Source organism: Acinetobacter sp. ANC 3813 (assembly GCF_002135435.1).
Lineage (GTDB): Bacteria > Pseudomonadota > Gammaproteobacteria > Pseudomonadales > Moraxellaceae > Acinetobacter.
Genome location: NZ_NEGK01000004.1, coordinates 306,705 through 328,992, shown reverse-complemented (window position 1 = coordinate 328,992; position 22,288 = coordinate 306,705). Strand labels below are relative to the sequence as shown.

Below are 22,288 nucleotides of genomic sequence, written 5' to 3'. Positions count from 1 at the left end.
TTAGGCGCTTACACAGAACCCAATAAAAAAGCCAAACCTTAAGTTTGGCTTTTGAGTGTTTGAAGATTCAATTAGCTCTTTTTCGGTGCAGCTTTGGGACTCTTCGCTTGTTCAGCAATCATTTTATTGACTGTTGCCAAAGACTCTTTTGCTTGAGGCACATTTTCTTTGGCTAAAGCCGTAAAGATTTTTTGCGCTTCAGGCAGGTTTTGCGGAATGATGTTGCCATTGGTAAACATGTTGCCTACCGCCATTAATGCCGGAATATAGCCTTTTTTCGCTAATTCTTGAATGCTGCTTAAGCCTTGCTGAATGGGCTTCTCATCCTTGTTTTTAAAGCCTGTGCTGATGTCATACAGCGCTTTAGCATGAATGGCCTGATAGTTGCCTTTTTTCACTAAAGGATCAAGTTTGGCCAAACCAGCTTTATCGGATGCAGGTTTATTTTCAGAGAATAATAGTACTGCCAAGTCGACGCTGGCATCATCAAAGCCCTGAGCAGAGGCTTTTTCTAAATACTGTTTTGCTTTGGCTGTATCTGCTTTTAAGCCCATTGAGCCTGAAATGTAGTTTTTACCGAGCACATAGTTGGCAACTGGGTAACCTTTCGCTGCGGACTGTTCATACAATTCAAGGGCTTTCTTATCATTTTTCGCTGTGCCTTGGCCTGTTTGCGTTAAGTAGGCTAGGTTGTACAGCGCTTGCGGATTGCCTTGTTTTGCCAGTTTGTCTAAAGCTTGATAAGCGCCGGTCATATTGTTGGCTTTAACCATCGCTTCAATTTTGGCAAATTCAGGATCAATACCTGCAGCAGGCGCATCCGCTGCCATTGCAAATTGAGATGATAGTGCAATTAAACCCGCGCAAAGAATTTTTTTCATTTTTAAACCTTTCTAATACAGCAACATAAATCCATTTATGGGTTTGTGTAGTGCCTGTGTAAAACCGTATTTCTCATGATAGTTGGAATTATACGAAAGTAAATATGCCTTTTGTGAAATATTCCAAGCGGTGCATAGAGCAAGATATACGGCTGTCAAAAACGATGGATCTGCGTGAAATGGCTAGATTTCATGTTCCGAATTTATAGCCTGACTTCTTCGGCGTTTTGAAAGAAGGTTTGCATCAGGTTAACTGGAATTTAACTGCAAATAATGAGCTGATTATGAATTTTGACTTTTTATTGCAGGGTTGATTGCATTTTTTCTGAATTTTGTTTAAATCAGCGCTGAAATAAATGAAAGAGCAGATCAATGTTTATTAAAAGCATTAAGCGCAACTATGACAAAATTAACCAAGATGACAGCATCGCGCATGAAGACAAGATTGATGCTTTGCTTGTTGCGCTGGGCGGGTCATTTTTGGTGAGTAAAGATGACCGTGTGTACGTTTTTGAAAAAGATGGTCAGAGCGCTAAATTTGATGCCAAGCATGCGCGGGATTATTCATTTAAAGACTATTTGTGCAAGGACATGAATAAGCTATTTCATGGGTTTTGATATATTAAGATGTGTAAGGGGGGATTGTGAATTCGACGTTCCCCCTTTATTTTTAGTTTAATTGAACTTTTCGAGGGGCAATAAACTCTTCAAACTCTTCTTCAGTTTCAAGCCCCGCCATTCGCTGCCCTAGTGAATTAAAAATGGTTGGCGTAATCGAAATATTAAGTTTTTTCGTCAAATCCATATTTTGATCAATGGGATTACTGCAATCCGTAGATTGCTGTTTTGGTTTTTTATCATCAATTAAATAATCTTTCCACGCTTTTAAAGGATCTTTAGAGCACCAGATTTTTTTTGCCGTTGTTATTGCGGTTGGATGAAGGTGAGTTAATGCAAATGGAAAAGTGTAAATAGTCATATTATCCATTTCTTCGAAAAGAACTTGGGTTGCTTGGCAAGCAGGGCAGTCGGGATCTGCAAAAACATAAATTACATGTTTTCCATTTCCTTTTACTTCTTTAAAAGCTTGATTTAGCGGAAGTTGCTTTGGATTTATTGCATAGTGTTTTTGATAAATGTCATTTGTAATATTTAATTGATTATTAATGTTGAAAATTTTTCCTTTAATTAAATATTTGCCTTTATCATCCATCAAATATGTCCCTCGGGAATTTGATAAGGCATACACACCTTCAATTGGCGTTTTATCAATAAATTCAGGCTTTAATTCTCTAGGAAATTTTTGAGCAACTTGATTTATTTTTTCGAGATCTTCCGCAAAGCTTAGTGAGCTAGAAAAAAGTAGAGAACTCAGGATTGGCGCTAAAATAGTTAATTTTTTCATAATGCTTAGTTGTTGATGTTTTTATAAAAAAATACAGGTTTATTAATAATATGCAAGCTGTATTGAAAATATTTAGTCTTAAAAAAAGCCCCTGATCTTAGAGGCTCATTGATACAACATTATAAGTTTTTAAAGGCTTATTGCGGTCTAGCGACATCGCCATTCAATGCTTCTGGCAAATCTAAAACGGTTACATCCAGCTCAGCCAAAGCATCTGGACGGGCAACAACCAATGCCACATAGCCATTTGCAGTCGCAGCGCTATTCACCACTTGTACTTGAGCATGCAGCTGTTCGCCTTGAGCAGGCGCAGCGTCTGTACCTGAGATGGCATGCAGCCAAGCTTTCGGTTTAGCTTTAAACCATAAACGCGCAATCACTTCCTGACCCAGGTAACAGCCTTTGTCGTAATGAACACCTTCGCGCTGATGCAGGCGCATTTCCTGCGGCTGGAATACATGTTCAATGGCTTGATCAATATAAGCTTGACCCGATTGAATGGCTTGAACTTCCCAAGCGGCAACATCAGTTGGCTCTGCAACAAAAACTGTTTGACCGTCATTGAGTGTTGGATAAACTTGGCCGGCTTCTTCAAGCTTCATTTTAGAAAAAGCGCCAAATTTTTTAATGTGTTTCGCAAACTCTTCAGCTTGATCGGCAGTCGTCACAATCACAAAGCTTTCTGGGTTCAGTTTGCTTAGCCACAATCCAAAGTGTATACGGCCTTTTAAGTCGCAAATGGCGGTATAGCGCGTCTGATTTTCTTCAAGGCGCTCCACATGCAAAGTCACTTGCCCTTGCAGGAATTTTTGCGCATCTGCACCATTTAAAGTGAAAGATGTAAATGTCATCGACGTTGACATGACAAGCCTCTATATAAATTTTATCAATCTTGAATACGGATATTTTGAAGCAAGCGCGGCAGATAGGCAAACAAAAAGCCTATATCTCTATAGGCTTGCTGCTTGGTTTATTGAAATGGCAAGGCGTGCTGATTAATAGCTATGCGCTGATAAATCACTGGCAGCAGAAACATCACTGGCGCTCATGTCCATATCCATTGAGGCGTGATGGCTGGGCGGCTCAGAATTGCAGTCATATTTATCTCCGCAAATCCGCACGGTTTCCATCATGCCTTGATCTTCATGATCAAGAATATGGCAATGCAGCACAAAGTCGCCTTCAAATTTTTCATATTTGCTGCGCACAAAAATTTTATAGCCCTGCTTGATCAGCAGTGTATCTTTCCACACGCCTTTTAGGCCATGGTACTGCGAATCGATATTGCCGGCACTGTCTTTATCTGAGCTGCCAATGGCGCTGACATCCGTACCGTCGGCATTCAAAATTTTCACTATTTGAAAAGGGTTTACATGGATATGGAACGGATGATTCGCCAAATTGCTGCTGAGTTCCCATTCCTGTGTTTTGCCAATCGGCAGTTTGCGGACATAGGTATGATTGGTATGGTCTTCACCATGGTATGCGTCACCAAAGCCAATCAGTGTGCCATTGTCTTCATGGCGCAGGCCAAATTTGACGCTGCCGTCCGCATTAAACAGAATGTCAAAATTAGTGATTTGCTTAACCATGCCTTTTAGCTGATCTTCCACATCTGAAGTCATTAAGCTGGCATGTGCTGTAAAGGCAGAAAGATCGCCTTTTGCAACTTGCTGGACGATTTCAGGCGCCAGCCCAATGAGTTCGGCTTGGCTGGCTAAAAAGGCATAAGGCGTTTGTTCTGGGAGCTTTGTCGCCTGAACATTAACCCAGCCGAGCAGCTGTGTATTCAGGCTTTCACCGGATGCGCTGCGCAGCAATGAGTTGGATTGCGCGGTATTAATTTCATCTTCCAAATTCAGTTTGGCGTCATAGACACAATATTTATTCAGACTTGGAAAAGACAGCATCGCGTCAAAACGGTAGCCGGGCTGGAATATTTCAATGCCATTTTTTTGCACTTGGCCCATGGTGAGGCCATCTTGTGCAACTGTATAAAGCGGCAGGGTTTTTAATGCCTTAAATTGCGCTGCCATTGCTTTGCTTTGATATTTGCTGCAGGCTGCAACGGTTTGCTCGGCGGTAAATGCTTGCGAATCTGGAAGCTCTTTGATGGTCAGGCCAATAGTATCGCGGATGCCGCCATGAATCATGCGCCAGCGGTGATACTGGTTTTGATCGACTTTGATTTCGCCCTGCATTTTGCCGTTGATGCTGGTAAAGCGGTTTTCTGTGGCCCAGGACGTTGGAATATCCAATTTTGAATAATCTTCCAGCGCATAAATGCATGGCGAGTCCGCATTGGGTGTCAGTTTGGCATTGCAGTCTTCGCTGTATTGGATTTGCTGGAACAGCAGAATTTTTTCATGATCATATTTTCCGCTGCTTTGGTTTTTCCACAAAATATCAAAATCGCCGCTTTGCCTTAGCTTTCCATCCGCAATAGCGGGTTTGCGCTCTCCCTCAATAATCAAAGGGCCAGCCATGCCGCTGGACACTTGGATCGCTGTGGAGCCGTGGACATGCGAGTGATACCAAAAAGTGCCGGCAGGATGGTTCGGTTCAATCTTAAATTCGTAGTGAATATCTTCATTGGGTTTCAGCATTAAAAAGACATTATCACTGTTGCCTTGCGGGCTGACCCACAGTCCGTGCGTATGCAGATTGGTGGTATTGAAGCAGTGGCCTTGGTTGATATTGCTGATGTTTTCTGGACAGGTTTCTGCTGATTCTTCCGGAAGATAATTGACCAAGTGGATTTTTAAGCTTTCGCCTTGTTTGGCGCGGATTTGGGGCCCAACTAAAACATCGCTGACGCTGTTATCTGCATTTTTGCTGTTCCATAGTTCTGGCTTGGTCAAATAGCCGCGCAGATGCAGCGAGTCATTTTCTCCAGTTTCAGGATCAAACAATTGCTGGTTTTTGTAGGCAATAATTAATTCATGCTCACCTGCGGCATTGGCCTTGAGCCGCGGTGGATTCGAAATCACAGCAGGTGAATCAATGTCTTCTTCTTGGATCACAGGCGCTGCAGATTCTTGATTGCTGTCACCGCATGCATATAAGGCTAAACAGCCCAGCAAACCGGCTGAGCCAATCATGTTTTTAAATTTATTCATGATTTCCTCCAAAATAAAATGACGCAGTGACAGCCGTTTTAGTTGTATTGAAGTAGGCTGTTTTTGAGGTTTAAAGCTTATGACTTGATTTCAGAGGGAGTATGCAAGCGTATTCCATGCAGGCTGTTTTGATGCCTTAAACCTTTTTCCATTCAATTATTGTCATTGCGTTTTTCTGATGAATTTTTTGTTCAGCTTATTATTGAAAAGTTTTAAAAACAGAAGATATCCCCAAAAGGGGAGACAATTTAAGCAAGATGTTTCAATTTTTTACTTTAAATGAGTATTGCACCTCCTTTTTATCCGCTGGAGGATCTGGCATGTGAAACACGCAATGACGGTCAGTAGTGTGCGGAGTTATCAAAGCCAGCAGCAGCACGCTTTTGAGCGCCTTGGCTAAAGTGGTGAAGCAAATGAGAGCGTGTTTCAAATGTCTTAGACTAAAGAATTAGCTGGATTTAGCTCGATTTTCTAAAAAAATGCAGATTTAGAGCAAATATACCAAAGTTAATGTAACAAATTATTTCTAAAACCTGTATTTTTATACCTAAGTTTATGAAATATAAAAGATTTGGGAAATGGCTTTTCGGCAGTGTACTATGCCAGCAATCACAGTGTGAACGTCTACAAAAACACATAGTTAAAAAAACGATTCAAAAGGCAGGTACGCAATGAACAACAACTACCGCAAACCGCTGCAAGGCACCCAGCTAGAATATTTTGACGTGCGCCAAGCCGTAGAAGATATTCAGCCAGGCGCTTATGCAAAGCTTCCTTACACTTCAAAAGTCTTAGCCGAGCAATTGGTCCGCCGTTGTGATCCCGCAATTTTAGAACAGTCTTTAAAAGAACTGATTTTCCGTAAACAAGACCACGATTTTCCTTGGTATCCAGCGCGTGTGGTGTGCCATGACATCTTAGGTCAAACCGCATTGGTAGACCTTGCAGGCTTGCGTGATGCCATTGCAGAACAAGGCGGCGATCCATCTAAAGTGAACCCTGTTGTGCCGACGCAGCTGATTGTCGACCATTCATTGGCTGTTGAATTTGGCGGTTTTGACCCAGATGCCTTTGAAAAAAACCGTGCGATTGAAGACCGCCGTAACGAAGACCGTTTCCACTTCATTGAATGGACCAAAACAGCCTTTGAAAATGTGGATGTAATCCCTGCGGGCAACGGCATCATGCATCAAATTAACTTGGAGAAAATGTCTCCAGTGATTCAAAACCGCGGCGGCTTGGCTTATCCAGACACTTGCGTAGGCACAGACTCACATACCCCGCATACCGATGCACTAGGCGTGATTTCAATTGGTGTGGGCGGTTTAGAGGCTGAAAACGTGATGCTGGGCCGTGCCTCTTGGATGCGTCTGCCTGACATCATTGGTGTAGAATTTGTCGGTCAGCGTCAAGCAGGCATTACCGCAACTGATATCGTTTTAGCTTTAACTGAGTTCTTGCGTAAAGAACGTGTAGTTGGCGCATACCTAGAATTCTTTGGTGAAGGTGCAGACAGCATGTCTGTAGGCGACCGCGCGACGATTTCCAACATGACCCCTGAATATGGCGCAACGGCGGCTATGTTCTACATCGACCAAAACACCATTGATTACCTGACGCTGACAGGCCGTGAAGCGGATCAAGTGAAATTGGTTGAAAAATATGCCAAAGAAATTGGTCTTTGGGCATCGGATATGACACAAGCGGAATATCCGCGTGTACTTCGTTTCGATCTTTCTACCGTAACGCGTAACATTGCAGGGCCATCAAACCCGCATGCACGTGTATCGACTGCAGATTTAAAAGCCAAAGGCATTGCAGGCAACTTAGACGCGGCGCATGCGCAAGAAGCGGAAGGTTTAATTCCAGATGGCGCTGTGATTATCGCTGCCATTACCTCTTGTACAAACACGTCTAACCCACGTAATACGGTGGCTGCAGGCTTACTTGCTCGTAAAGCCAATGAACTTGGCTTAGTGCGTAAACCGTGGGTGAAATCATCTTTTGCACCGGGTTCGAAAGCAGCGGCTTTATACCTAGAAGAAGCAGGCGTTTTAACGGATTTGGAAAAATTGGGCTTTGGTATCGTAGCGTATGCATGTACCACGTGTAACGGGATGTCAGGTGCATTAGATCCAGTCATTCAAAAAGAAATTATCGAGCGTGACTTGTACGCAACTGCGGTACTTTCGGGTAACCGTAACTTTGACGGACGTATCCATCCATACGCAAAACAAGCGTTCTTGGCATCGCCTCCTTTGGTTGTGGCATACGCGATTGCAGGTACGATTCGTTTTGACATCGAAGCTGATTCATTGGGCAATGACAAAGACGGTAATCCAATTTACCTGAAAGACATTTGGCCGTCGGATGAAGAAATTGATGCATTGGTCAAAGTGGCTGTGAAGCCTGAACAATTCAAAAAGATTTATATTCCAATGTTTGATTTGGGAGTTAATGCGAAATCTGAAAGCCCGTTATATGACTGGCGTCCGCAAAGTACTTATATCCGCCGTCCGCCGTACTGGGAAGGGGCTTTGGCTGCACCGCGCACTTTAGCCAATATGCGTCCGCTGGCGATCTTGGGCGACAACATCACTACGGATCATTTATCGCCTTCGAATGCGATTGTGTTAGACAGTGCTTCAGGTGAATACTTGAAGAAAATGGGCGTGCCTGAGGAAGACTTTAACTCTTATGCAACGCACCGTGGTGACCACTTAACTACGCAGCGAGCGACATTTGCCAACCCTAAACTGTTCAATGAAATGGTGGTACGTTCTGACGGTACGATCAAGCAGGGTTCAAAAGCGCGTGTAGAGCCTGAGGGCGAAGTGATGCGTATGTGGGAAGCGATTGAAACTTACATGAACCGTAAGCAGCCGCTGATCATTATTGCGGGTAAAGACTATGGTCAAGGTTCAAGCCGTGACTGGGCCGCAAAAGGTGTGCGCCTTGCAGGTGTAGAAGTGATTGTGGCGGAAGGTTTTGAACGTATTCACCGTACTAACTTGGTGGGTATGGGCGTGTTACCGCTTGAGTTTAAAGCAGGAACTGACCGTAAAACCTTAAAGCTGGATGGTACTGAGCTGTATAGCGTGATTGGCAATATTGCACCGCGTTCGACTTTAACTTTGGTGGTTGAGCGTTCAACGGCCGATGGTAAAAATGAGATCCTTGAGATTCCTGTAACTTGCCGTTTAGATACTGAAGAAGAAGTGCATGTGTATGAAGCGGGTGGTGTGTTGCAGCGCTTTGCACAGGACTTTTTGGAAGGGAATGTAGCTTGATGGTTTAAGCTAACAGTAGTTGATATTGTTAAAAAAAGACCCTACATTTATGTGGGGTTTTTTATATAGAGATACTAATGGAACAACATACAATAATTTTAAACTGGGAAGGGCCTTTTACTTTAGATGAAGTCCTAGAAAATAAGCAGAAGTCTAATGGTCTATATATTATTACAGGTAAAGGGAAATACGAAAGAGATTTAGATATTCAATATTGTGGAATTACAGAAGGTAGTTTCCATAATAGGCTTAAAAATCATCATAAAGCACCATTAGTTACACGTGATCAAGAAATTTGGCTAGGAAAAACTGAATATCCAGTTGAAGCGACTAGAACTTTTTTAGAAAAGGCAGAGTCCATAATTGTTTATTTTTGGCAACCAAATCTAAATGAGAGAAAAAAAGTTTATCCACCTACACCTATTACACTTGTTAATAAATGGTATAAAAAAGATGGAACGCCGCGATTACGACAGCATTCGATTATGAAAAATTTAGATGATGTTTTATGTTGGGATGGTGAAATGTGGAGAACAGGGAACCTGAGTATTTACGATAATTAAATTTAGTAAAGTTCATTGGTGAACTGAGCATTAAGTTGTTTGATGGTAAGAATGAAATTATTAAAATGCCTGTGACTTGCCGTGTGGATACGGAAGAAGAAGTGCATATTTATGAAGCGGGCTGTGTGTTACAACGTTTTTTGCACAGGACTTTTTAGAAGGGAATGTGGCTTGACGTAATTCTTTAAATCCATCCCTTGCGATGCAGTGTATTTCACCTTTGAAAAGAGGTAGGATTAAAGTTATTGATTTTGTTTAAAAACGCTCTAAATTTAATTGGGGCGTTTTTTATTTAAAGAGTAAATTATGGAAATTTATAAAGATATTAATAATGACTCTCATGTAACGCATTACGAGGTTGGAGATATTTACATTAGAGTCAAATTTAATGGAACAGCTAAAATTTATACTTACAGTTATTATGGAAAGGCGGGAAAGTTTCATGTGGATAGAATGAAGATTTTAGCTAGATCAGGAGATGGGTTAAATTCTTATATTAATCGAAATGTTAAGTTCTCATATGATTGATTAAGCTTGTAGAAATAATTTGGGGTGCACTTGAAGAAAAAAATATCTGTATTAATTTCTGTCATATTCATAATTTTCTTTTTTATTTTGGTGTTATACGGATTTTACATACTTGGTAATTGGTTAAAGGGTATTAATGCTAGTGTAAGTGCTGCTTTGATTACAGCATCATTAGGTCTTATGGGGTTATGGTATGCCCAGTGGCATTCTAAAAGTCGAGATATTGCAGAGAGCCATCGAAGTAGTAAAATTGAAGTTTACAACCTGTTTTTTGAAATAGTTGAAGCTTTTCAATATAGTAATGCTGAAGCAGATAACTTATCCATTGATCTAAAGAAAAAGTTTCAGGCTTTAAATAGAGGATTAATTCTATGGGCTTCGCCTGAAGTAATAAAAGCGTATTTAAATTTTAGGAATGTTACGCAAAATGATTCAGGATCTAAGAATATTTTATTAGCTGTTGATAAGGTCTATCAGGCTATTAGAAAAGATCTATCTAATAGTAATTTGACTTTAGAAAAAGGTGATTTAATTAGATTAAATTTAAAAGATCCAAATGAACTAGTATGAAATCTTTATCCTAAGTCTTTGTATTTTCATCTACTAATCTTTCCTTACAAAAAGGTTTTTTGAAGAGTTTTATTTAGAGTTGCTCTGAGAGTAGATATACATGCAAAATTTCCACTCGAAATTATTTATTGCAATTATGCCATTATCAATTGTCGAAATGACCAATAGACAATCATCACGATAGGGGTATACTGGTTTTACCGTTTCTAAAACACATGGAGAACAAAAATGGTTACTGCTGGCTCTAAACCCGGAACAGGCTTCTATTTTTGTGTCAAATGCGGACACCGCACCTACTTAGAAATTGGTACTGATCGTTTACCACCGTGTACCAAATGCCAAGGCAATCAATTTAACAATAAGAATGCCTAAGCTGCAAAAAACAAACAGCTACCCGCTGCTTTGAACGAAAGCCCTGTCACACGATAGGGCTTTTTATTGCCTGCTAAGCATGCTGTAATTAAAATAAATCATCCGTTCGTAAAATAACAACACGCCACAAGGCAGGGAGCAAGCATGATCGAAACCATCTTAGGGCTATGCATTGGTATTGGGCTGAGTGCCGCTTGCGGGTTCCGCGTCTTTGTTCCGTTATTTGTCATGAGCATTGCCTCACTAACAGGCTGGTTCGAACCCATGAAAGGCTTTGAATGGCTGGCCATGCCGTCAGTCTGCATAGCATTGGCAGTTGCCACCTTATGTGAAGTTGCGGCTTATTACATCCCTTGGGTAGATAATGCCCTAGACACCATTGCCACACCCGCATCCATGATTGCAGGAACGTTGGCTACCATGGCGGTCAGCAGCGGAGAAATGTCGCAATTTGCCAGTTGGGCTGCAGCCATTATTGTGGGCGGCGGTACAGCTGGCGTGGTGCAAATGAATACGGTTGCAGCACGTGCAGTTTCTACAGGCACCACAGGCGGCATAGCCAATCCACTGCTGTCTACAGGAGAGCTGATCAGCGCGGTTGTACTTTCAGTACTGTCCTTTGTTGTTCCTGTGCTGGTGGTGATTGTCGTCTTTCTTGCCATTATTTTTATTGTGCGCTGGATACGCCGTAAGCGCGCAGAAAATCTGGATCATTCGACTGTTTAAAATTAGAAGTTAAAATAGATCTGCTTTCCCCCGAAGTATTTATATATCCAAAGCCAAAACAGCTGAAAGTGCTTGATACAGGCTTTCAGCTTAAGATCTTTTCATATGCATCCTCAGAATTATGCTGTTATTTAACCCATTAAATATTGATTGATTTTTAGTCTATAAAGGCATAATTTTATTATGGGATTAAATCCATAATTTTTGTATGGTTTTATTCGTGGCTGAACTTATCATTCTGGGGGAATGTTGCATGATTAAATTTATTATAGACGAACAAGCCTTAGCAAACGGCGCGCATACCATTCACAATGCTTCTAAAGGCTGTGAAGATTTGCCAAAGACAGAAGACCAGCGCTTTTTAGGGTATTTTGAAAGCCATAAACTGGTAAAAAAATGGGCTGTGATGCATTGGCCCACAGAAAAAATACAAGTATGCGAAAAATGCTGTGAAAGCTAAAACACCATTTTGCAGTATATGAGTGAAATAAAATGTGAAAAACTCTGCCTTGGGGCGGAGTTTTTTTGCAAAGAGCACTTTGATCAAGACGTTCAAAGCTTAATAGGCATTTGCAGTATCAGCCGCTAAACTTTAAGACCGAAATATATAAAAATATATAAAATGGCGCGCAGCACATAGCGAGAATAATCAGGAGAAGAAAAATGTCTGCTCAAAGTACAATAAAAATTGGCGTGTTTATAGCCAGCCTTTTGAGCGCAATTGTGCTGAATCCTTCGGTCTATGCTGTGCAAAGCGCATCCGCAGAGCCTTTAAGCCCTGAGCAACTTCAGCTGCAAAAAGATCAAAAAACATATCATGCCTATATTCCACCCAAATATGTACTCTTTGAAGTGCTAAAAGGTGATTTAAACAAAGACGGCCAAGCCGATGTGGTCTTAATTGTGAAAAATACAGATCCGAACATGTGGCTAGAGAATCAATTTGGTGAAAGAGTTGACCGCAACCGCCGCGGCATTATAGTGCTGCTCAATGAGCATGGAAAATACCAAAAGGTCGTGCAAAATCTTTCCGCTTTTTCTTCTGAAAATGAAGACGGCGGTGTGTACTTTGCGCCTGAACTTGCACCGTCCATTGAAAAAGGCGTGCTGAAAATTCATTATGCGCATGGGCGCTATGGCTATTGGCGCTACACCTTTCGCTTGGAAGGCCGCGATATGCGCTTAATTGGCTATGATGACTCTGATAATCATGGCCCTTATATACACAGCCAAACCAGTATCAATTTTCTAAGCCAGAAAAAGCTGCTGCGGGAGAACCTCAATCAACACTATGAAGATGATGAGACGCGCTTTAAAGAAACATGGAGCCGTGTAAATGCTGCTCCCATTTATCTTTCAAAAATTAAAGATTTTAGTGAGCTGGACCGCTTAGAATTTTGATTAAAGCGGGAAACAAAAAAATTATTCAAAGACCATTAACAGGCATAAAATAGAACAAAGATCCTCAATGGAGATCTGTAATGAATATGATTCATTTGACTGATTTCTTACTGTATAGCCTAGTGATTAACTATCTGATTTTAATCATTTGGTTTGTGCTTTTTGTTTTTGCCAAAGATTGGATGAAACGCGTGCATGGGCAATGGTTTAAGCTGAGTGATCAGCAGTTTGACGCGATCCATTATGGCGGTATGGCGCTGTATAAAATTGGCATTTTGCTTTTTAATTTGACGCCGTATATTGCGCTGCACTATTTGCAATAAGTATTTGCATGAGGCAAAAAGCAGAAGCTGCTTGCATTGAAATCAGGCTAAACAGTATGCTCAAAAGAATATCAAGTTCAATTGAGCGGGGCAGGAATGAACGGAAAAATACAATGCCATGCATGTTTGGTCTGCAAGAAGAATTTTCCATTAAAAAACCTAGTACCCATGGGTACGGTGCGTAAAGTCATTACCGAAGAAATTGCCCAAGACCACCCAGATTGGACAGTGCAGGATTACATCTGCCAGTCAGATTTGACCAAGTACCGCATGCAGTATGTACAGTCCATTCTCAGCTCTGAGCAGGGCGAAGTCTCCAATTTAGAATATGAAGTGCTGAACAGTATGCAGCAGCACGATCTGATCAGTAAAAACGTGGAAAATCGGCTGGATCAGAATTGGAGTTTTGGGGAGCGTCTGGCGGATAAAATCGCGACTTTTGGCGGCAGCTGGGCATTCCTCATCTGTTTTGGCATATTTTTGGCGGTGTGGATTTTAGTCAATACCGTTGTCATGGTGAAGCATCCTGCCGACCCATATCCCTTTATTTTGCTGAACTTGATGCTGTCTTGCCTTGCCGCCATGCAAGCCCCGATTATTATGATGAGCCAGAACCGTCAGGAAGCCAAAGACCGCATGCGCTCGGAAAACGACTATAAAGTGAATTTAAAGGCTGAATTGGAAATTCGCAATCTGCATGAAAAAATTGACCATCTGCTGATGCATCAATGGGACAGATTGGCCAAAATTCAGGAAATTCAGCTGGATTTGCTGTCTGAAATGAGCAAAAAGAAAGAATAGCGGCTAGCGAAAGCAGCAATGTGTATTGGAATTAACACAATTTTGGAGAAAATATTCCTTTTAAAAGGACTTTTAGTGCAATAAAAATAGTGAAAAAACCTTTAAAAGGGAAAAAATACTTTAATTTTTGAACCACGCGAAAAATATTCCTAAATTTTCAGAAAATTGATCAATCTTCGGGAATTAATCCCTGAGGGCATTGGCTACTATAAGTCCCAAGGGTGTGACAGAGATCGAAAAGAGCAGCATGCTGTGCGGGCGCAAAACGCGAGAGCAGTACTTACCCAAAAGGTCTCGATTCGGCTTAGGACGCTATAGATCACAAGTTTATAGGCTATAAGATCATGACTTACAAAGTCAGGATAGTTGAAGTAAACGGTTACGTTTTCTCTTACACCGCCCTAAAAAATGTCTCAATGTGCATATCATTATTCTTACAGCAGTATATTCCACCGCTTCCATTTCAAAAAACGCATCAAATTATTCAGTTTAAAACCCCTTTCAATCCAGACAGCTCATGTGTAAATGGCTTCTGCTGGATATGTTTTGCAATTTGTATGATTAAATTTATTTATTTCAAATTTTCATCGTTTTATGCGGCTTATGTCGCTAATTTGTGTTTTTGCATGTGATGAATAGCTGAGAATCATTTAAAAACAAAATGATAGGCTTTAAAAAACTATTGCTAAAATTTATGCAGAACTACAATTAGGCACAATAACAATGACCATATTTGATTTGGATATACGTAATCCGCATCACCATTCAGATGATGAAGCAGAGTCTTTTGAAGATATGTCTGCCGAAGAAATCATGCAAAAATTTAATGCCATGAATTGGAAGCAGCTGCAAATTTTGATGATGCAAATGCGCGGCGGAAAAGCGGTATTTACGGTGACCAATAATGAAGAAAATTTGGCTGTGCAAATCAGTCTGGTCGAAATGCCGGATTCAGATGCGCTGACGTTTAATTTTGAAAGCGATATTGGTGTAGAAGTAGAGCAGAAAAATTTATTTGGCTTGCTGAAATACCATAGAACAATTGATGCCTCACTGCGCCATCTGAATTTAACCGAAACCCGCGATGTGCTGGACGCTTTTACGCATTTTGAGCTGGATAAAATACGCAAGCTGTATCAGCAAAAAGAAGGGCTGCCTCTTGCCAATTAGCTGCTGCTGTTTGGATATTTAAACCCGTTGAAGAACACTGTATTTTCTATTTGATAATGAATAATATTCTTTAAAAGTTTTTAAATATGCATTAATAGAATCATTAATCCGACTTTAATGAAAATATTTTTCATTTATTTTTTATATCTGGGAATTATTTTCATAGAGAGGCGAAATTGCGTATTTTCAGGGAAACAATCCCGCAGGCATTTAACTACTATAGAACTCAAGGGCGATACAGAGATCGAAAAGAGCAGCATGCTGTGCGGGCGCAAAACGCGAGAGCAGTACTTACCCAAAAGGTCTCGATTCGGCTTAGGACGCTATAGATCACAAGTTTATAGGCTATAAGATCAGGACTTACAAAGTCAGGATAGTTGAAGTAAACCAATCGTTTTCTCTACGCCGCCCTCGAAAATATCCGATGCTTTATTATAAAAACAGCTTTTTCAGCACAATCCATTTCATATTTATATTCACTTTTCTTTTTTTATATTGGGCAGTACGCCTAGCAATCTGGAATATTTATTTCTTCGCATCAATTACACCCTGAACCAGAATATTGACAGCGCTTAGGCCAGTTGCTATGTTGCGCAAAATTTTGTTCCCACTGTTCCCGCCATGCCTTTAGACGACAATTTTGTATACATGCCTCCGCAAGAACCGCTTGAGATTGTTTATGAAGATGATGATTTGGTGGTGATTGATAAGCCTGCAGGACTGCTGTCTGTACCGGGGCGCTTGCCGGAGCATCATGACAGCGCGTATTTGCGTGTTGTGGCGCAGTTTCCGAATGCCAAAATTACCCACCGTTTAGATATGGCGACATCCGGTATTTTAATGTTTGCGAAGCACCGCGATGCTGAGGTTGCAGTCAGTAAAATGTTTCAGGCGCGCACAGTACGCAAAAACTATATTGCCTTGGTGCAGGGGCAGCTAATGGGTGAAGGCAGTGTCAATGAGCCTTTGATTACCGATTGGGAAAACCGCCCGCGCCAAATCGTGCATTATGAATTGGGCAAGCCAGCGCAAACCTTGTATCAAGCTATAAATTATGATGCAGCGCAGGATATCAGCCGGATGCTTCTCACGCCGATTACGGGCCGTTCGCACCAATTAAGAGTGCATATGATGCATATAGGCCACCCGATTACTGGCGATAAAATCTATCATCCTTATGCGGCGCAAAGTCCATTAAAGCGTATGGCGCTGCATGCCAGTTATTTAGCATTTACCCAGCCTTTGAGCGGAAAAGCTGTAGAAATTAATGGCAAGGTGCCATTTTAATTCTCAGTGCATTTCAATGGCTGGGCTTTCAAACCAAACGGAATTAAGTTGCTGTTTTTTTATGATGTTATATTAATTAAAATCGAAAATTTTACGGATAATAATGAAATACCCCGCACTTTCTCCGTGCTTTTAAAGCAGGCATAATGAAAAGAATAGATGGATTATTAAAATGAAAAATTAAGTAACATCAAATATTTACCACTTAATATTGTTTATCAAAATATTTCAGTATTTAATTATTTTTTAGAAAAACTGCATAAAAATTGACTAAAAAGAGCAGCTTGTGCAAGAAATATCACAAAATTCCGCTGATCAGCTTCTTCTGTCGCTATATTGAATCCTTTTTCAGGATGGATTATTTCTAATGAATCAGGACATTAAAATGATACAGAAATAGATATTGATGCCGGCAGGGAGGCACTTCAATTTAGGAGCTGCAATGTCAAATCCTCTAATTATTTTGGCGCTTGCGCTGCTGGTGGGGCTTTTGTTTACATGCTTTAAGCTGAAGCAGAGTTTGCGTCTGCAAAAAGATCTGCAGATGAATTTAGCGCATGCCCGCAATGAATTAAATCTGCAAGATGGGCAAAGCCATGAAATACAGTATGAAGTGACTCAGCTGAGGATTCAGATCAGCAGTCTGAAAGTTGCTGTAAATCAGCTGCAGCAATATCAGGATGTTTTAGATATTGAACAGTATGTGAAAACAAGACGCTTGCAGGCTGACAGTTTTATTGAAATGACTAAAATAAATGCAGAAATTATGCTGAATGAGCTCAAGGATCAAATTGCGCAGGTACAGGCATTTTTGACGGTGCATCAGCAGAATATGCACAGCCAGATCGAGCAAAAAGCGCAAGAAGAATTAAAGTCTTATTTTACTCAGGTACAGGCGCTGCAGGAGCGGGACGATATTCTGCAGGCGCTGGAGCGCAAAATTCACGGCTACCAGCAGCGCTATTTTTTCCCGCTGCAGCAGCTTCAGGGGCAGCTGATTGAAGGCTATAGTTCATCGGATGCCGCGCAGCATCTGCTGCAAGTCTATGCAAAAATTCAGGATGCGATCCAAGCAGAGCAAATTGCCAATTGCCATTATCTGGATGAAAACCGCAGACAGGCGGCAATTGCTTTGGTCACAATGGTGTTTAATGCAAAAGCTGAACTGTATTTAAAGCTGCTGAATCGTGAAAATTTAGGGCAGCTGCTGCAGGCGCTTAAGGATGATTATTTGCTGATTAATTTGCATGGCAATCACTTCAGCAATGCGCAATTGAATGAATCCTACTTAAACCTCAGGCTGGAAGAGCTGAAATTTATGGCGCTTTTGCACCTGGAAGCGGCTTAATAGTGTTCGGCTGTTATTTTGATCGGGTAATTAAAATATAAATAAAACAGTTGAAATATTATCTAGATAATTATTAATGGGGGTTCTTAAAGTGAGCTAAATAACTACTTTGAGGTATGGTCTCAATAAACTTCTATGAGAATAATAAAATTTTTAAAATTATATTTTAATGGGTGAATAATTATGAAAAAAGTATTGAGTTTGAGTGTGATTTCTCTATTGGGTTTTTATTTACCACTCCATACGACGCATGCTGCGCAAGTACCAAGTCTAAAAACTTTTTCACAAGATCCTAAAAATGTCGACGCGCTATATAAAGCATTTGAAGAAATGCGTAAAGCAGGTTCGGCTGATCCCACTTCGTTGACATATAGAACCAGTCTGGAATATTGGGCGAATATTCATGGTTATTACGGGAATGGTCCGAGAGCAAATAGCAAATTAAAAGAGACAAAAAAGCAAGTTGTTGATGACTGTTTAAATAATGCAGGTGCAACCTCAGAAGAGCGTAAGCTTTGTACTGATTTTGAACGCGCTTATGATTCAATCAAGGAGCAGACACCGCCAGATGCAGTTGCGCAGAAAGTTTGGGCCACTTGCCCGCACAGTCATAATTTTGTAGATGAATATGGCGAGACTATTCGGGTAATAGACGCGAATTTTTTGCCATGGCATCGCCTGTATTTACATTATTTTGAACGCACTTTACGGAAGGCATCACAAAATTCTGAATTACAGTTGCCATATTGGAAATATGATGACAGTTTAACTCAGCAAGGAATTCTATTGCCTGAAATATTCAGAATGTCTGGAAAATCAACTTATGATGCGTATCGAACCAGCAATTTAAATAAGGGCCGCAATTTTATTTTGCCAGAAGCAATTTCTGCTCGTGAAGCTATGAATTTTGACAATTTTTATAGTTTTTCAAAAATGCTGGAGGGGCAGCCTCATGGAGCAATGCATTGTGCAGTTGGAATGAACTGTAATGCGCCTCATATGGGGCAAGTTCCTGCAGCTGGTAATGATCCAATCTTCTATTTGCATCACCGCAATATTGACCGTATTTGGCAGGCTTGGATGGTCAAAAAAGCTGCGGGTAAAACGATTGATGTTGAATGGGCTAAAAAAGAACTTACGCAGCTTGATCCATTACTTCAAGCCACTAAAACAAAACTAATTCCTTTAGATTTTGATCAAAAATATATTTTTGTTGATGAAAATGGCCAAGAAGTCGTACGAACCCTGGCGGATGCATTTAAGCCTGAATTCATGCCGGACTATCAAGAGCTGGATGTTTATACTGGGGCTGAGCCCAAATTGATGGCTTCAAACTTAAATAGTCCATTGGGCAACCATGCAGCCTTACATTTAGATCGAATCAACATTCTTGGAAATAAAAAGTCAACAGTAGCCTTTGTAGACGAAACAGGGAAGTTGCAGCTTCAAAATGCTAAGCCAGCCCAGAGCTATTTGCTTATTCAAAATATTGAATTAATCAATAGCCCTCAGATGACCTATGCCGTATATATGGTGAATAAAAAAGATTTAAGTAAAAAGAGTTATTTAACAACATTTTCATTCTTTGGCGCAGGTGATAGTCATGGTCATGATGAGTTCGTTGCACATGGGCATACAGCGGTGAGAAAGAATGTAATGCTGAATGATATTAGCCTGATGGTTTCAGATAACCTTACGGAAATTGGCGCTAAGCATATTAATGATTTTGAATTAATTTTTGAGCCGACAGATCTTACTGCGCATCCTTCAGGAGCACAGACTGAAAATTCAGGCATCAAGATAGGTCAAATTTCATTAATATCGCAAGCAGTGGAATAGCCTCTTAAATTTTGAAGAGGTGCTGCTGAGCAGCACCTCTTTTATTTAAAATAGCGATCATATTTTTGAAATCTAGGTTTGATATCGTGTATAAATAACCAGCAGTATAATAAAAAGGATATCTATATGACACGTGACTATCAGCAATTCCCTGATGATGATAACGGTAATGTTTTGTGGCAAATGCTTGAGGACGGTGATGATCTGACCGAAGCGCACGAAATTGAATATTCAATTGCCTTTCAGCATGAAGAAAAAGCCGATCAATGTGCAATTTACCTGCTGAAAGAAGAGCAGAAAATCAGCCTGTTTGAAGATGAAGAATCTGGTGAGTGGATCATTACCATTTATGTGTATATGGAACCTGAATATGCCGATATCGTCGATTTAGAAGAGTGGTTTACCAAAATAGCGGGGCAATTTTCGGGTGAATATGACGGCTGGGGCTGTATGGCCTATGTCTATGATGATGAGCCTGAAGATGATGACGATTTAGAGGCAAAGCCTGCCTAATCGGTCTCATCGCTTGAAGTAAAATGAATAAAGCCTTGCTCATAAAAGAACAGAGTCTTGCATATATGTGTAAGGCTCTGGTTGCGGCCTATTTGAAAATTGCAGATTAAAATAGGCAAGCAATTCGCCTACAGAAAATATCTAGACGGCTGCAGGGCAGGCAGATAAATTTATAACAATAAAGCATGGCGTCATGGACTTGATGATCGTGGAGAAGAATATGAAAAATACAGTACAGCTGCACCGCATTTTCAGCGCCCCGCCAGAGCGGGTATTCCGTGCCTTTACCGACCCAGACGCTTTAGTCAAATGGATGCCGCCGCATGGCTTTAGCGCGCATGTAGAATATGCAGATGTGTGCACAGGCGGCAGTTACCGCATGCACTTTACCAATTTCTCCACAGGCACCAAGCATGCCTTTCATGGCAAGTACCATCAGGTGATTCAAAATCAGCTGCTGCGCTATAGCGATAAGTTTGATGCGCCTGAGTTGGCAGGCGAAATTGAAGTTACTATTGAGTTTAAGGAAGTCAGTGTCGGTACAGACGTTAAAATTACGCAGACAGGCCTGCCTGATGTGATACCGCCGGATGCCTGCTATTTGGGCTGGCAAGAATCACTGCAGCTGCTGTCTTTTTTAGTGAACCCTGCAATTCCAGACGACTAAATCCGTTGATGCTGCACAGATGAATATTCAGATTAAGCGCATATATGAACCTGCAGATGCGGCAGATGGCCAGCGGATTTTAGTTGACCGTCTGTGGCCGCGAGGCATTAAAAAACAAGATGCAGAGCTGGATGGCTGGCCCAAAGCCCTGACGCCATCGAATGAACTGCGCAAGTGGTATCACGCAGACCCTGAACAGCGCTGGGGCGAATTCCAGCTGCGTTATCAGGACGAACTTGCCGAACAGCAGGAGGCGGTACAAGCGCTGAAGCGCCTTGCGCAGCAGGGCAAAGTGACCTTGCTGACGGCATCAAAGCAGCAAGGTCACAGCCATGCTGATGTACTGAAAGGCATTTTAGAGCAAGCTTGAGCAGGCTGCCGAGTTAAGCATAAGATTGGCCGTTATCTTCGCGCTGAAAAGAATTGATGATTAAAAAAACACGCTAAAACCTTAGAAAATTTATGTGATTTAAGCCGCTGAAAAATAAAAATGTTATAGTGCAGTCTTTGAGCTGCTAGCCGCTCTTTTTTTTGTTTTTTCTTTTTTGAGGTGCTTATGTCTTTACCGCAATGTCCAAAATGCCAATCAGAATATACTTACGAAGATGGTGATTTGCTGATCTGCCCAGAATGTTCTTATGAATGGAAAGAAGGCGAAGAATCAGAAGGCGATGCGCAAAGCATCATTAAAGATGCCAACGGCAATGTGCTGGCAGATGGCGATACTGTGACAGTCATTAAAGATTTGAAAATTAAAGGTTCATCTTCTGTGGTTAAAGTGGGCACAAAGGTGAAAAATATCCGCCTTTTGAATGATGCTGCAGACGGTCATGATATTGACTGCAAGATTGATGGTATAGGCCCGATGAAATTAAAATCTGAGTATGTGAAAAAAGCCTAAATACAATTAGGCGGCGCATGTATGGATTGCGCTTGATCTGCGCTGTGTGATGAAAATCATTCAGCGTGTTTTTATAAGACAAGGCATAATAGCCAAAAGTCTTTAAACAGTAGAGAAACATGCCGCATATCCATTTGGAATATTCCGACAACTTGCCGTCTTTTGAAGCAAAGAAAGTATTGAAAGCTTTGAATCTTGCTTTTTTTGAGTCGGGTCACGTGAGTGATTTGTCAGATATTAAAAGCCGCGCAGTGCGTCAAGACAGCTATGTGATTGGTTCGGGCGAAGGCAGCAGTGAGGCTTATTTGCATGCCAAGGTCTCATTGCTGACGGGCAGAAGCCTTGCAGTACAGCAGGAAATTTCTGAACTGCTGCTGAATGTGCTGCAGCAGCAGGTACCTCCTGTAGCAGGTTTGCAGATTCAAATATGTGTAGAAATGCTGGAAATGAATAAAGAGACTTACAGCAAGCAGATCGTAAAATAAATACAACAAAAGGGCGGCGCAATGCGCCGTCCTTTTTTATGGATTATTTAACATTAACTATAAGAAAAATAAATAATTTTATGGTTTGGAATTGGTGAT

The 22,288-nt window shown here is 41.1% G+C and carries 24 protein-coding genes and 1 pseudogene; 21 read left to right on the top strand and 4 right to left on the bottom strand.

Annotation, left to right across the window (positions count from 1 at the left end; all coding sequences use genetic code 11):
• Nucleotides 1-71: 71 nt before the first annotated feature.
• A complete protein-coding gene (locus tag B9T34_RS08485; protein WP_086212720.1) occupies nucleotides 72-881 on the bottom strand; it encodes a tetratricopeptide repeat protein in 810 nt (269 codons plus the stop codon).
• A 372-nt stretch (nucleotides 882-1,253) separates the two neighbouring features.
• On the opposite strand from B9T34_RS08485, the gene B9T34_RS08480 reads away from it, so the two are divergent.
• Nucleotides 1,254-1,499: a hypothetical protein gene (locus B9T34_RS08480; protein ID WP_086212719.1), complete on the top strand. Its 246-nt coding sequence runs from the start codon at nucleotides 1,254-1,256 to the stop codon at nucleotides 1,497-1,499.
• A 52-nt stretch (nucleotides 1,500-1,551) separates the two neighbouring features.
• Here the strand turns inward: B9T34_RS08480 and B9T34_RS08475 are convergent, their stop codons facing one another.
• From B9T34_RS08475 to B9T34_RS08465, 3 genes are all read right to left on the bottom strand, one after another.
• Nucleotides 1,552-2,286 carry a DsbC family protein gene (locus tag B9T34_RS08475; protein ID WP_086212718.1) on the bottom strand — a complete coding sequence of 245 codons (735 nt, stop codon included), beginning with the start codon at nucleotides 2,284-2,286 and terminating at the stop codon, nucleotides 1,552-1,554.
• A 137-nt stretch (nucleotides 2,287-2,423) separates the two neighbouring features.
• On the bottom strand, nucleotides 2,424-3,149 hold the full coding sequence (locus B9T34_RS08470) for a YgfZ/GcvT domain-containing protein (protein WP_086212717.1): 726 nt from the start codon (nucleotides 3,147-3,149) through the stop codon (nucleotides 2,424-2,426).
• A 132-nt stretch (nucleotides 3,150-3,281) separates the two neighbouring features.
• Nucleotides 3,282-5,405 (bottom strand): multicopper oxidase family protein, encoded by a 2,124-nt coding sequence (locus tag B9T34_RS08465; RefSeq protein ID WP_228147424.1) that lies wholly within the window; start codon nucleotides 5,403-5,405, stop codon nucleotides 3,282-3,284.
• A 671-nt stretch (nucleotides 5,406-6,076) separates the two neighbouring features.
• Between B9T34_RS08465 and acnD the strand changes: the two genes are divergently transcribed.
• The 20 genes and pseudogenes from acnD to B9T34_RS08370 all read left to right on the top strand — a co-directional run bounded on the left by acnD (nucleotide 6,077) and on the right by B9T34_RS08370 (nucleotide 22,189).
• Nucleotides 6,077-8,695 carry a Fe/S-dependent 2-methylisocitrate dehydratase AcnD gene (acnD, locus tag B9T34_RS08460; RefSeq protein WP_086212716.1) on the top strand — a complete coding sequence of 873 codons (2,619 nt, stop codon included), beginning with the start codon at nucleotides 6,077-6,079 and terminating at the stop codon, nucleotides 8,693-8,695.
• A gap of 77 nt (nucleotides 8,696-8,772) precedes the next feature.
• The gene (locus B9T34_RS08455; RefSeq protein ID WP_086212715.1) at nucleotides 8,773-9,258 is read left to right on the top strand and encodes a hypothetical protein; all 486 of its coding nucleotides are present in this window, start codon (nucleotides 8,773-8,775) and stop codon (nucleotides 9,256-9,258) included.
• A gap of 41 nt (nucleotides 9,259-9,299) precedes the next feature.
• A pseudogene (locus B9T34_RS19225) lies at nucleotides 9,300-9,433 on the top strand (hypothetical protein); the annotation flags it as partial.
• A gap of 131 nt (nucleotides 9,434-9,564) precedes the next feature.
• Entirely contained in the window at nucleotides 9,565-9,786 is a 222-nt protein-coding gene (locus B9T34_RS19220) for a hypothetical protein (RefSeq protein WP_086212714.1), read from the top strand.
• Between the two features lie 30 nt (nucleotides 9,787-9,816).
• Nucleotides 9,817-10,356, top strand: a complete 540-nt coding sequence (locus B9T34_RS08445) for a hypothetical protein (protein ID WP_086212713.1) — start codon at nucleotides 9,817-9,819, stop codon at nucleotides 10,354-10,356.
• 228 nt (nucleotides 10,357-10,584) lie between these two features.
• Nucleotides 10,585-10,728 carry a zinc ribbon-containing protein gene (locus B9T34_RS08440; protein WP_086179435.1) on the top strand — a complete coding sequence of 48 codons (144 nt, stop codon included), beginning with the start codon at nucleotides 10,585-10,587 and terminating at the stop codon, nucleotides 10,726-10,728.
• Nucleotides 10,729-10,875: 147 nt separating this feature from the next.
• A complete protein-coding gene (locus B9T34_RS08435; protein ID WP_086212779.1) occupies nucleotides 10,876-11,454 on the top strand; it encodes a DUF4126 domain-containing protein in 579 nt (192 codons plus the stop codon).
• 253 nt (nucleotides 11,455-11,707) lie between these two features.
• On the top strand, nucleotides 11,708-11,914 hold the full coding sequence (locus B9T34_RS08430; RefSeq protein ID WP_086212778.1) for a hypothetical protein: 207 nt from the start codon (nucleotides 11,708-11,710) through the stop codon (nucleotides 11,912-11,914).
• A 203-nt stretch (nucleotides 11,915-12,117) separates the two neighbouring features.
• A complete protein-coding gene (locus B9T34_RS08425; RefSeq protein WP_086212712.1) occupies nucleotides 12,118-12,855 on the top strand; it encodes a hypothetical protein in 738 nt (245 codons plus the stop codon).
• An 80-nt stretch (nucleotides 12,856-12,935) separates the two neighbouring features.
• Entirely contained in the window at nucleotides 12,936-13,178 is a 243-nt protein-coding gene (locus B9T34_RS08420) for a DUF6868 family protein (protein ID WP_086212711.1), read from the top strand.
• Between the two features lie 96 nt (nucleotides 13,179-13,274).
• Entirely contained in the window at nucleotides 13,275-13,979 is a 705-nt protein-coding gene (locus B9T34_RS08415; RefSeq protein WP_086212710.1) for a DUF1003 domain-containing protein, read from the top strand.
• Between the two features lie 723 nt (nucleotides 13,980-14,702).
• Nucleotides 14,703-15,149: a hypothetical protein gene (locus B9T34_RS08410; protein ID WP_086212709.1), complete on the top strand. Its 447-nt coding sequence runs from the start codon at nucleotides 14,703-14,705 to the stop codon at nucleotides 15,147-15,149.
• A 621-nt stretch (nucleotides 15,150-15,770) separates the two neighbouring features.
• Complete coding sequence (locus B9T34_RS08405) at nucleotides 15,771-16,436, top strand: pseudouridine synthase (RefSeq protein ID WP_086212708.1); 666 nt, start codon at nucleotides 15,771-15,773, stop codon at nucleotides 16,434-16,436.
• 442 nt (nucleotides 16,437-16,878) lie between these two features.
• A complete protein-coding gene (locus B9T34_RS08400; protein ID WP_086212707.1) occupies nucleotides 16,879-17,784 on the top strand; it encodes a hypothetical protein in 906 nt (301 codons plus the stop codon).
• A gap of 183 nt (nucleotides 17,785-17,967) precedes the next feature.
• On the top strand, nucleotides 17,968-19,623 hold the full coding sequence (locus B9T34_RS08395; RefSeq protein ID WP_086212706.1) for a tyrosinase family protein: 1,656 nt from the start codon (nucleotides 17,968-17,970) through the stop codon (nucleotides 19,621-19,623).
• Between the two features lie 126 nt (nucleotides 19,624-19,749).
• On the top strand, nucleotides 19,750-20,136 hold the full coding sequence (locus B9T34_RS08390; protein WP_086212705.1) for a ribonuclease E inhibitor RraB: 387 nt from the start codon (nucleotides 19,750-19,752) through the stop codon (nucleotides 20,134-20,136).
• 220 nt (nucleotides 20,137-20,356) lie between these two features.
• Nucleotides 20,357-20,803: an SRPBCC family protein gene (locus B9T34_RS08385; RefSeq protein WP_086212704.1), complete on the top strand. Its 447-nt coding sequence runs from the start codon at nucleotides 20,357-20,359 to the stop codon at nucleotides 20,801-20,803.
• Between the two features lie 19 nt (nucleotides 20,804-20,822).
• Nucleotides 20,823-21,173, top strand: a complete 351-nt coding sequence (locus B9T34_RS08380; protein WP_086212703.1) for a DUF488 domain-containing protein — start codon at nucleotides 20,823-20,825, stop codon at nucleotides 21,171-21,173.
• A gap of 186 nt (nucleotides 21,174-21,359) precedes the next feature.
• Nucleotides 21,360-21,704 carry a zinc ribbon domain-containing protein YjdM gene (locus B9T34_RS08375; RefSeq protein ID WP_086212702.1) on the top strand — a complete coding sequence of 115 codons (345 nt, stop codon included), beginning with the start codon at nucleotides 21,360-21,362 and terminating at the stop codon, nucleotides 21,702-21,704.
• Between the two features lie 119 nt (nucleotides 21,705-21,823).
• Nucleotides 21,824-22,189: a 5-carboxymethyl-2-hydroxymuconate Delta-isomerase gene (locus B9T34_RS08370; protein ID WP_086212701.1), complete on the top strand. Its 366-nt coding sequence runs from the start codon at nucleotides 21,824-21,826 to the stop codon at nucleotides 22,187-22,189.
• Nucleotides 22,190-22,288 lie beyond the last annotated feature (99 nt).

Bases quoted from the DNA above. Each gene is read 5' to 3' on its own strand.
- B9T34_RS08485 (WP_086212720.1), bottom strand. From the start codon at position 881: ATGAAAAAAATTCTTTGCGCGGGTTTAATTGCACTATCATCTCAATTT.
- B9T34_RS08480 (WP_086212719.1), top strand. From the start codon at position 1,254: ATGTTTATTAAAAGCATTAAGCGCAACTATGACAAAATTAACCAAGAT.
- B9T34_RS08475 (WP_086212718.1), bottom strand. From the start codon at position 2,286: ATGAAAAAATTAACTATTTTAGCGCCAATCCTGAGTTCTCTACTTTTT.
- B9T34_RS08470 (WP_086212717.1), bottom strand. From the start codon at position 3,149: ATGTCAACGTCGATGACATTTACATCTTTCACTTTAAATGGTGCAGAT.
- B9T34_RS08465 (WP_228147424.1), bottom strand. From the start codon at position 5,405: ATGAATAAATTTAAAAACATGATTGGCTCAGCCGGTTTGCTGGGCTGT.
- acnD (WP_086212716.1), top strand. From the start codon at position 6,077: ATGAACAACAACTACCGCAAACCGCTGCAAGGCACCCAGCTAGAATAT.
- B9T34_RS08455 (WP_086212715.1), top strand. From the start codon at position 8,773: ATGGAACAACATACAATAATTTTAAACTGGGAAGGGCCTTTTACTTTA.
- B9T34_RS19220 (WP_086212714.1), top strand. From the start codon at position 9,565: ATGGAAATTTATAAAGATATTAATAATGACTCTCATGTAACGCATTAC.
- B9T34_RS08440 (WP_086179435.1), top strand. From the start codon at position 10,585: ATGGTTACTGCTGGCTCTAAACCCGGAACAGGCTTCTATTTTTGTGTC.
- B9T34_RS08430 (WP_086212778.1), top strand. From the start codon at position 11,708: ATGATTAAATTTATTATAGACGAACAAGCCTTAGCAAACGGCGCGCAT.
- B9T34_RS08425 (WP_086212712.1), top strand. From the start codon at position 12,118: ATGTCTGCTCAAAGTACAATAAAAATTGGCGTGTTTATAGCCAGCCTT.
- B9T34_RS08420 (WP_086212711.1), top strand. From the start codon at position 12,936: ATGAATATGATTCATTTGACTGATTTCTTACTGTATAGCCTAGTGATT.
- B9T34_RS08415 (WP_086212710.1), top strand. From the start codon at position 13,275: ATGAACGGAAAAATACAATGCCATGCATGTTTGGTCTGCAAGAAGAAT.
- B9T34_RS08410 (WP_086212709.1), top strand. From the start codon at position 14,703: ATGACCATATTTGATTTGGATATACGTAATCCGCATCACCATTCAGAT.
- B9T34_RS08405 (WP_086212708.1), top strand. From the start codon at position 15,771: ATGCCTTTAGACGACAATTTTGTATACATGCCTCCGCAAGAACCGCTT.
- B9T34_RS08400 (WP_086212707.1), top strand. From the start codon at position 16,879: ATGTCAAATCCTCTAATTATTTTGGCGCTTGCGCTGCTGGTGGGGCTT.
- B9T34_RS08395 (WP_086212706.1), top strand. From the start codon at position 17,968: ATGAAAAAAGTATTGAGTTTGAGTGTGATTTCTCTATTGGGTTTTTAT.
- B9T34_RS08390 (WP_086212705.1), top strand. From the start codon at position 19,750: ATGACACGTGACTATCAGCAATTCCCTGATGATGATAACGGTAATGTT.
- B9T34_RS08385 (WP_086212704.1), top strand. From the start codon at position 20,357: ATGAAAAATACAGTACAGCTGCACCGCATTTTCAGCGCCCCGCCAGAG.
- B9T34_RS08380 (WP_086212703.1), top strand. From the start codon at position 20,823: ATGAATATTCAGATTAAGCGCATATATGAACCTGCAGATGCGGCAGAT.
- B9T34_RS08375 (WP_086212702.1), top strand. From the start codon at position 21,360: ATGTCTTTACCGCAATGTCCAAAATGCCAATCAGAATATACTTACGAA.
- B9T34_RS08370 (WP_086212701.1), top strand. From the start codon at position 21,824: ATGCCGCATATCCATTTGGAATATTCCGACAACTTGCCGTCTTTTGAA.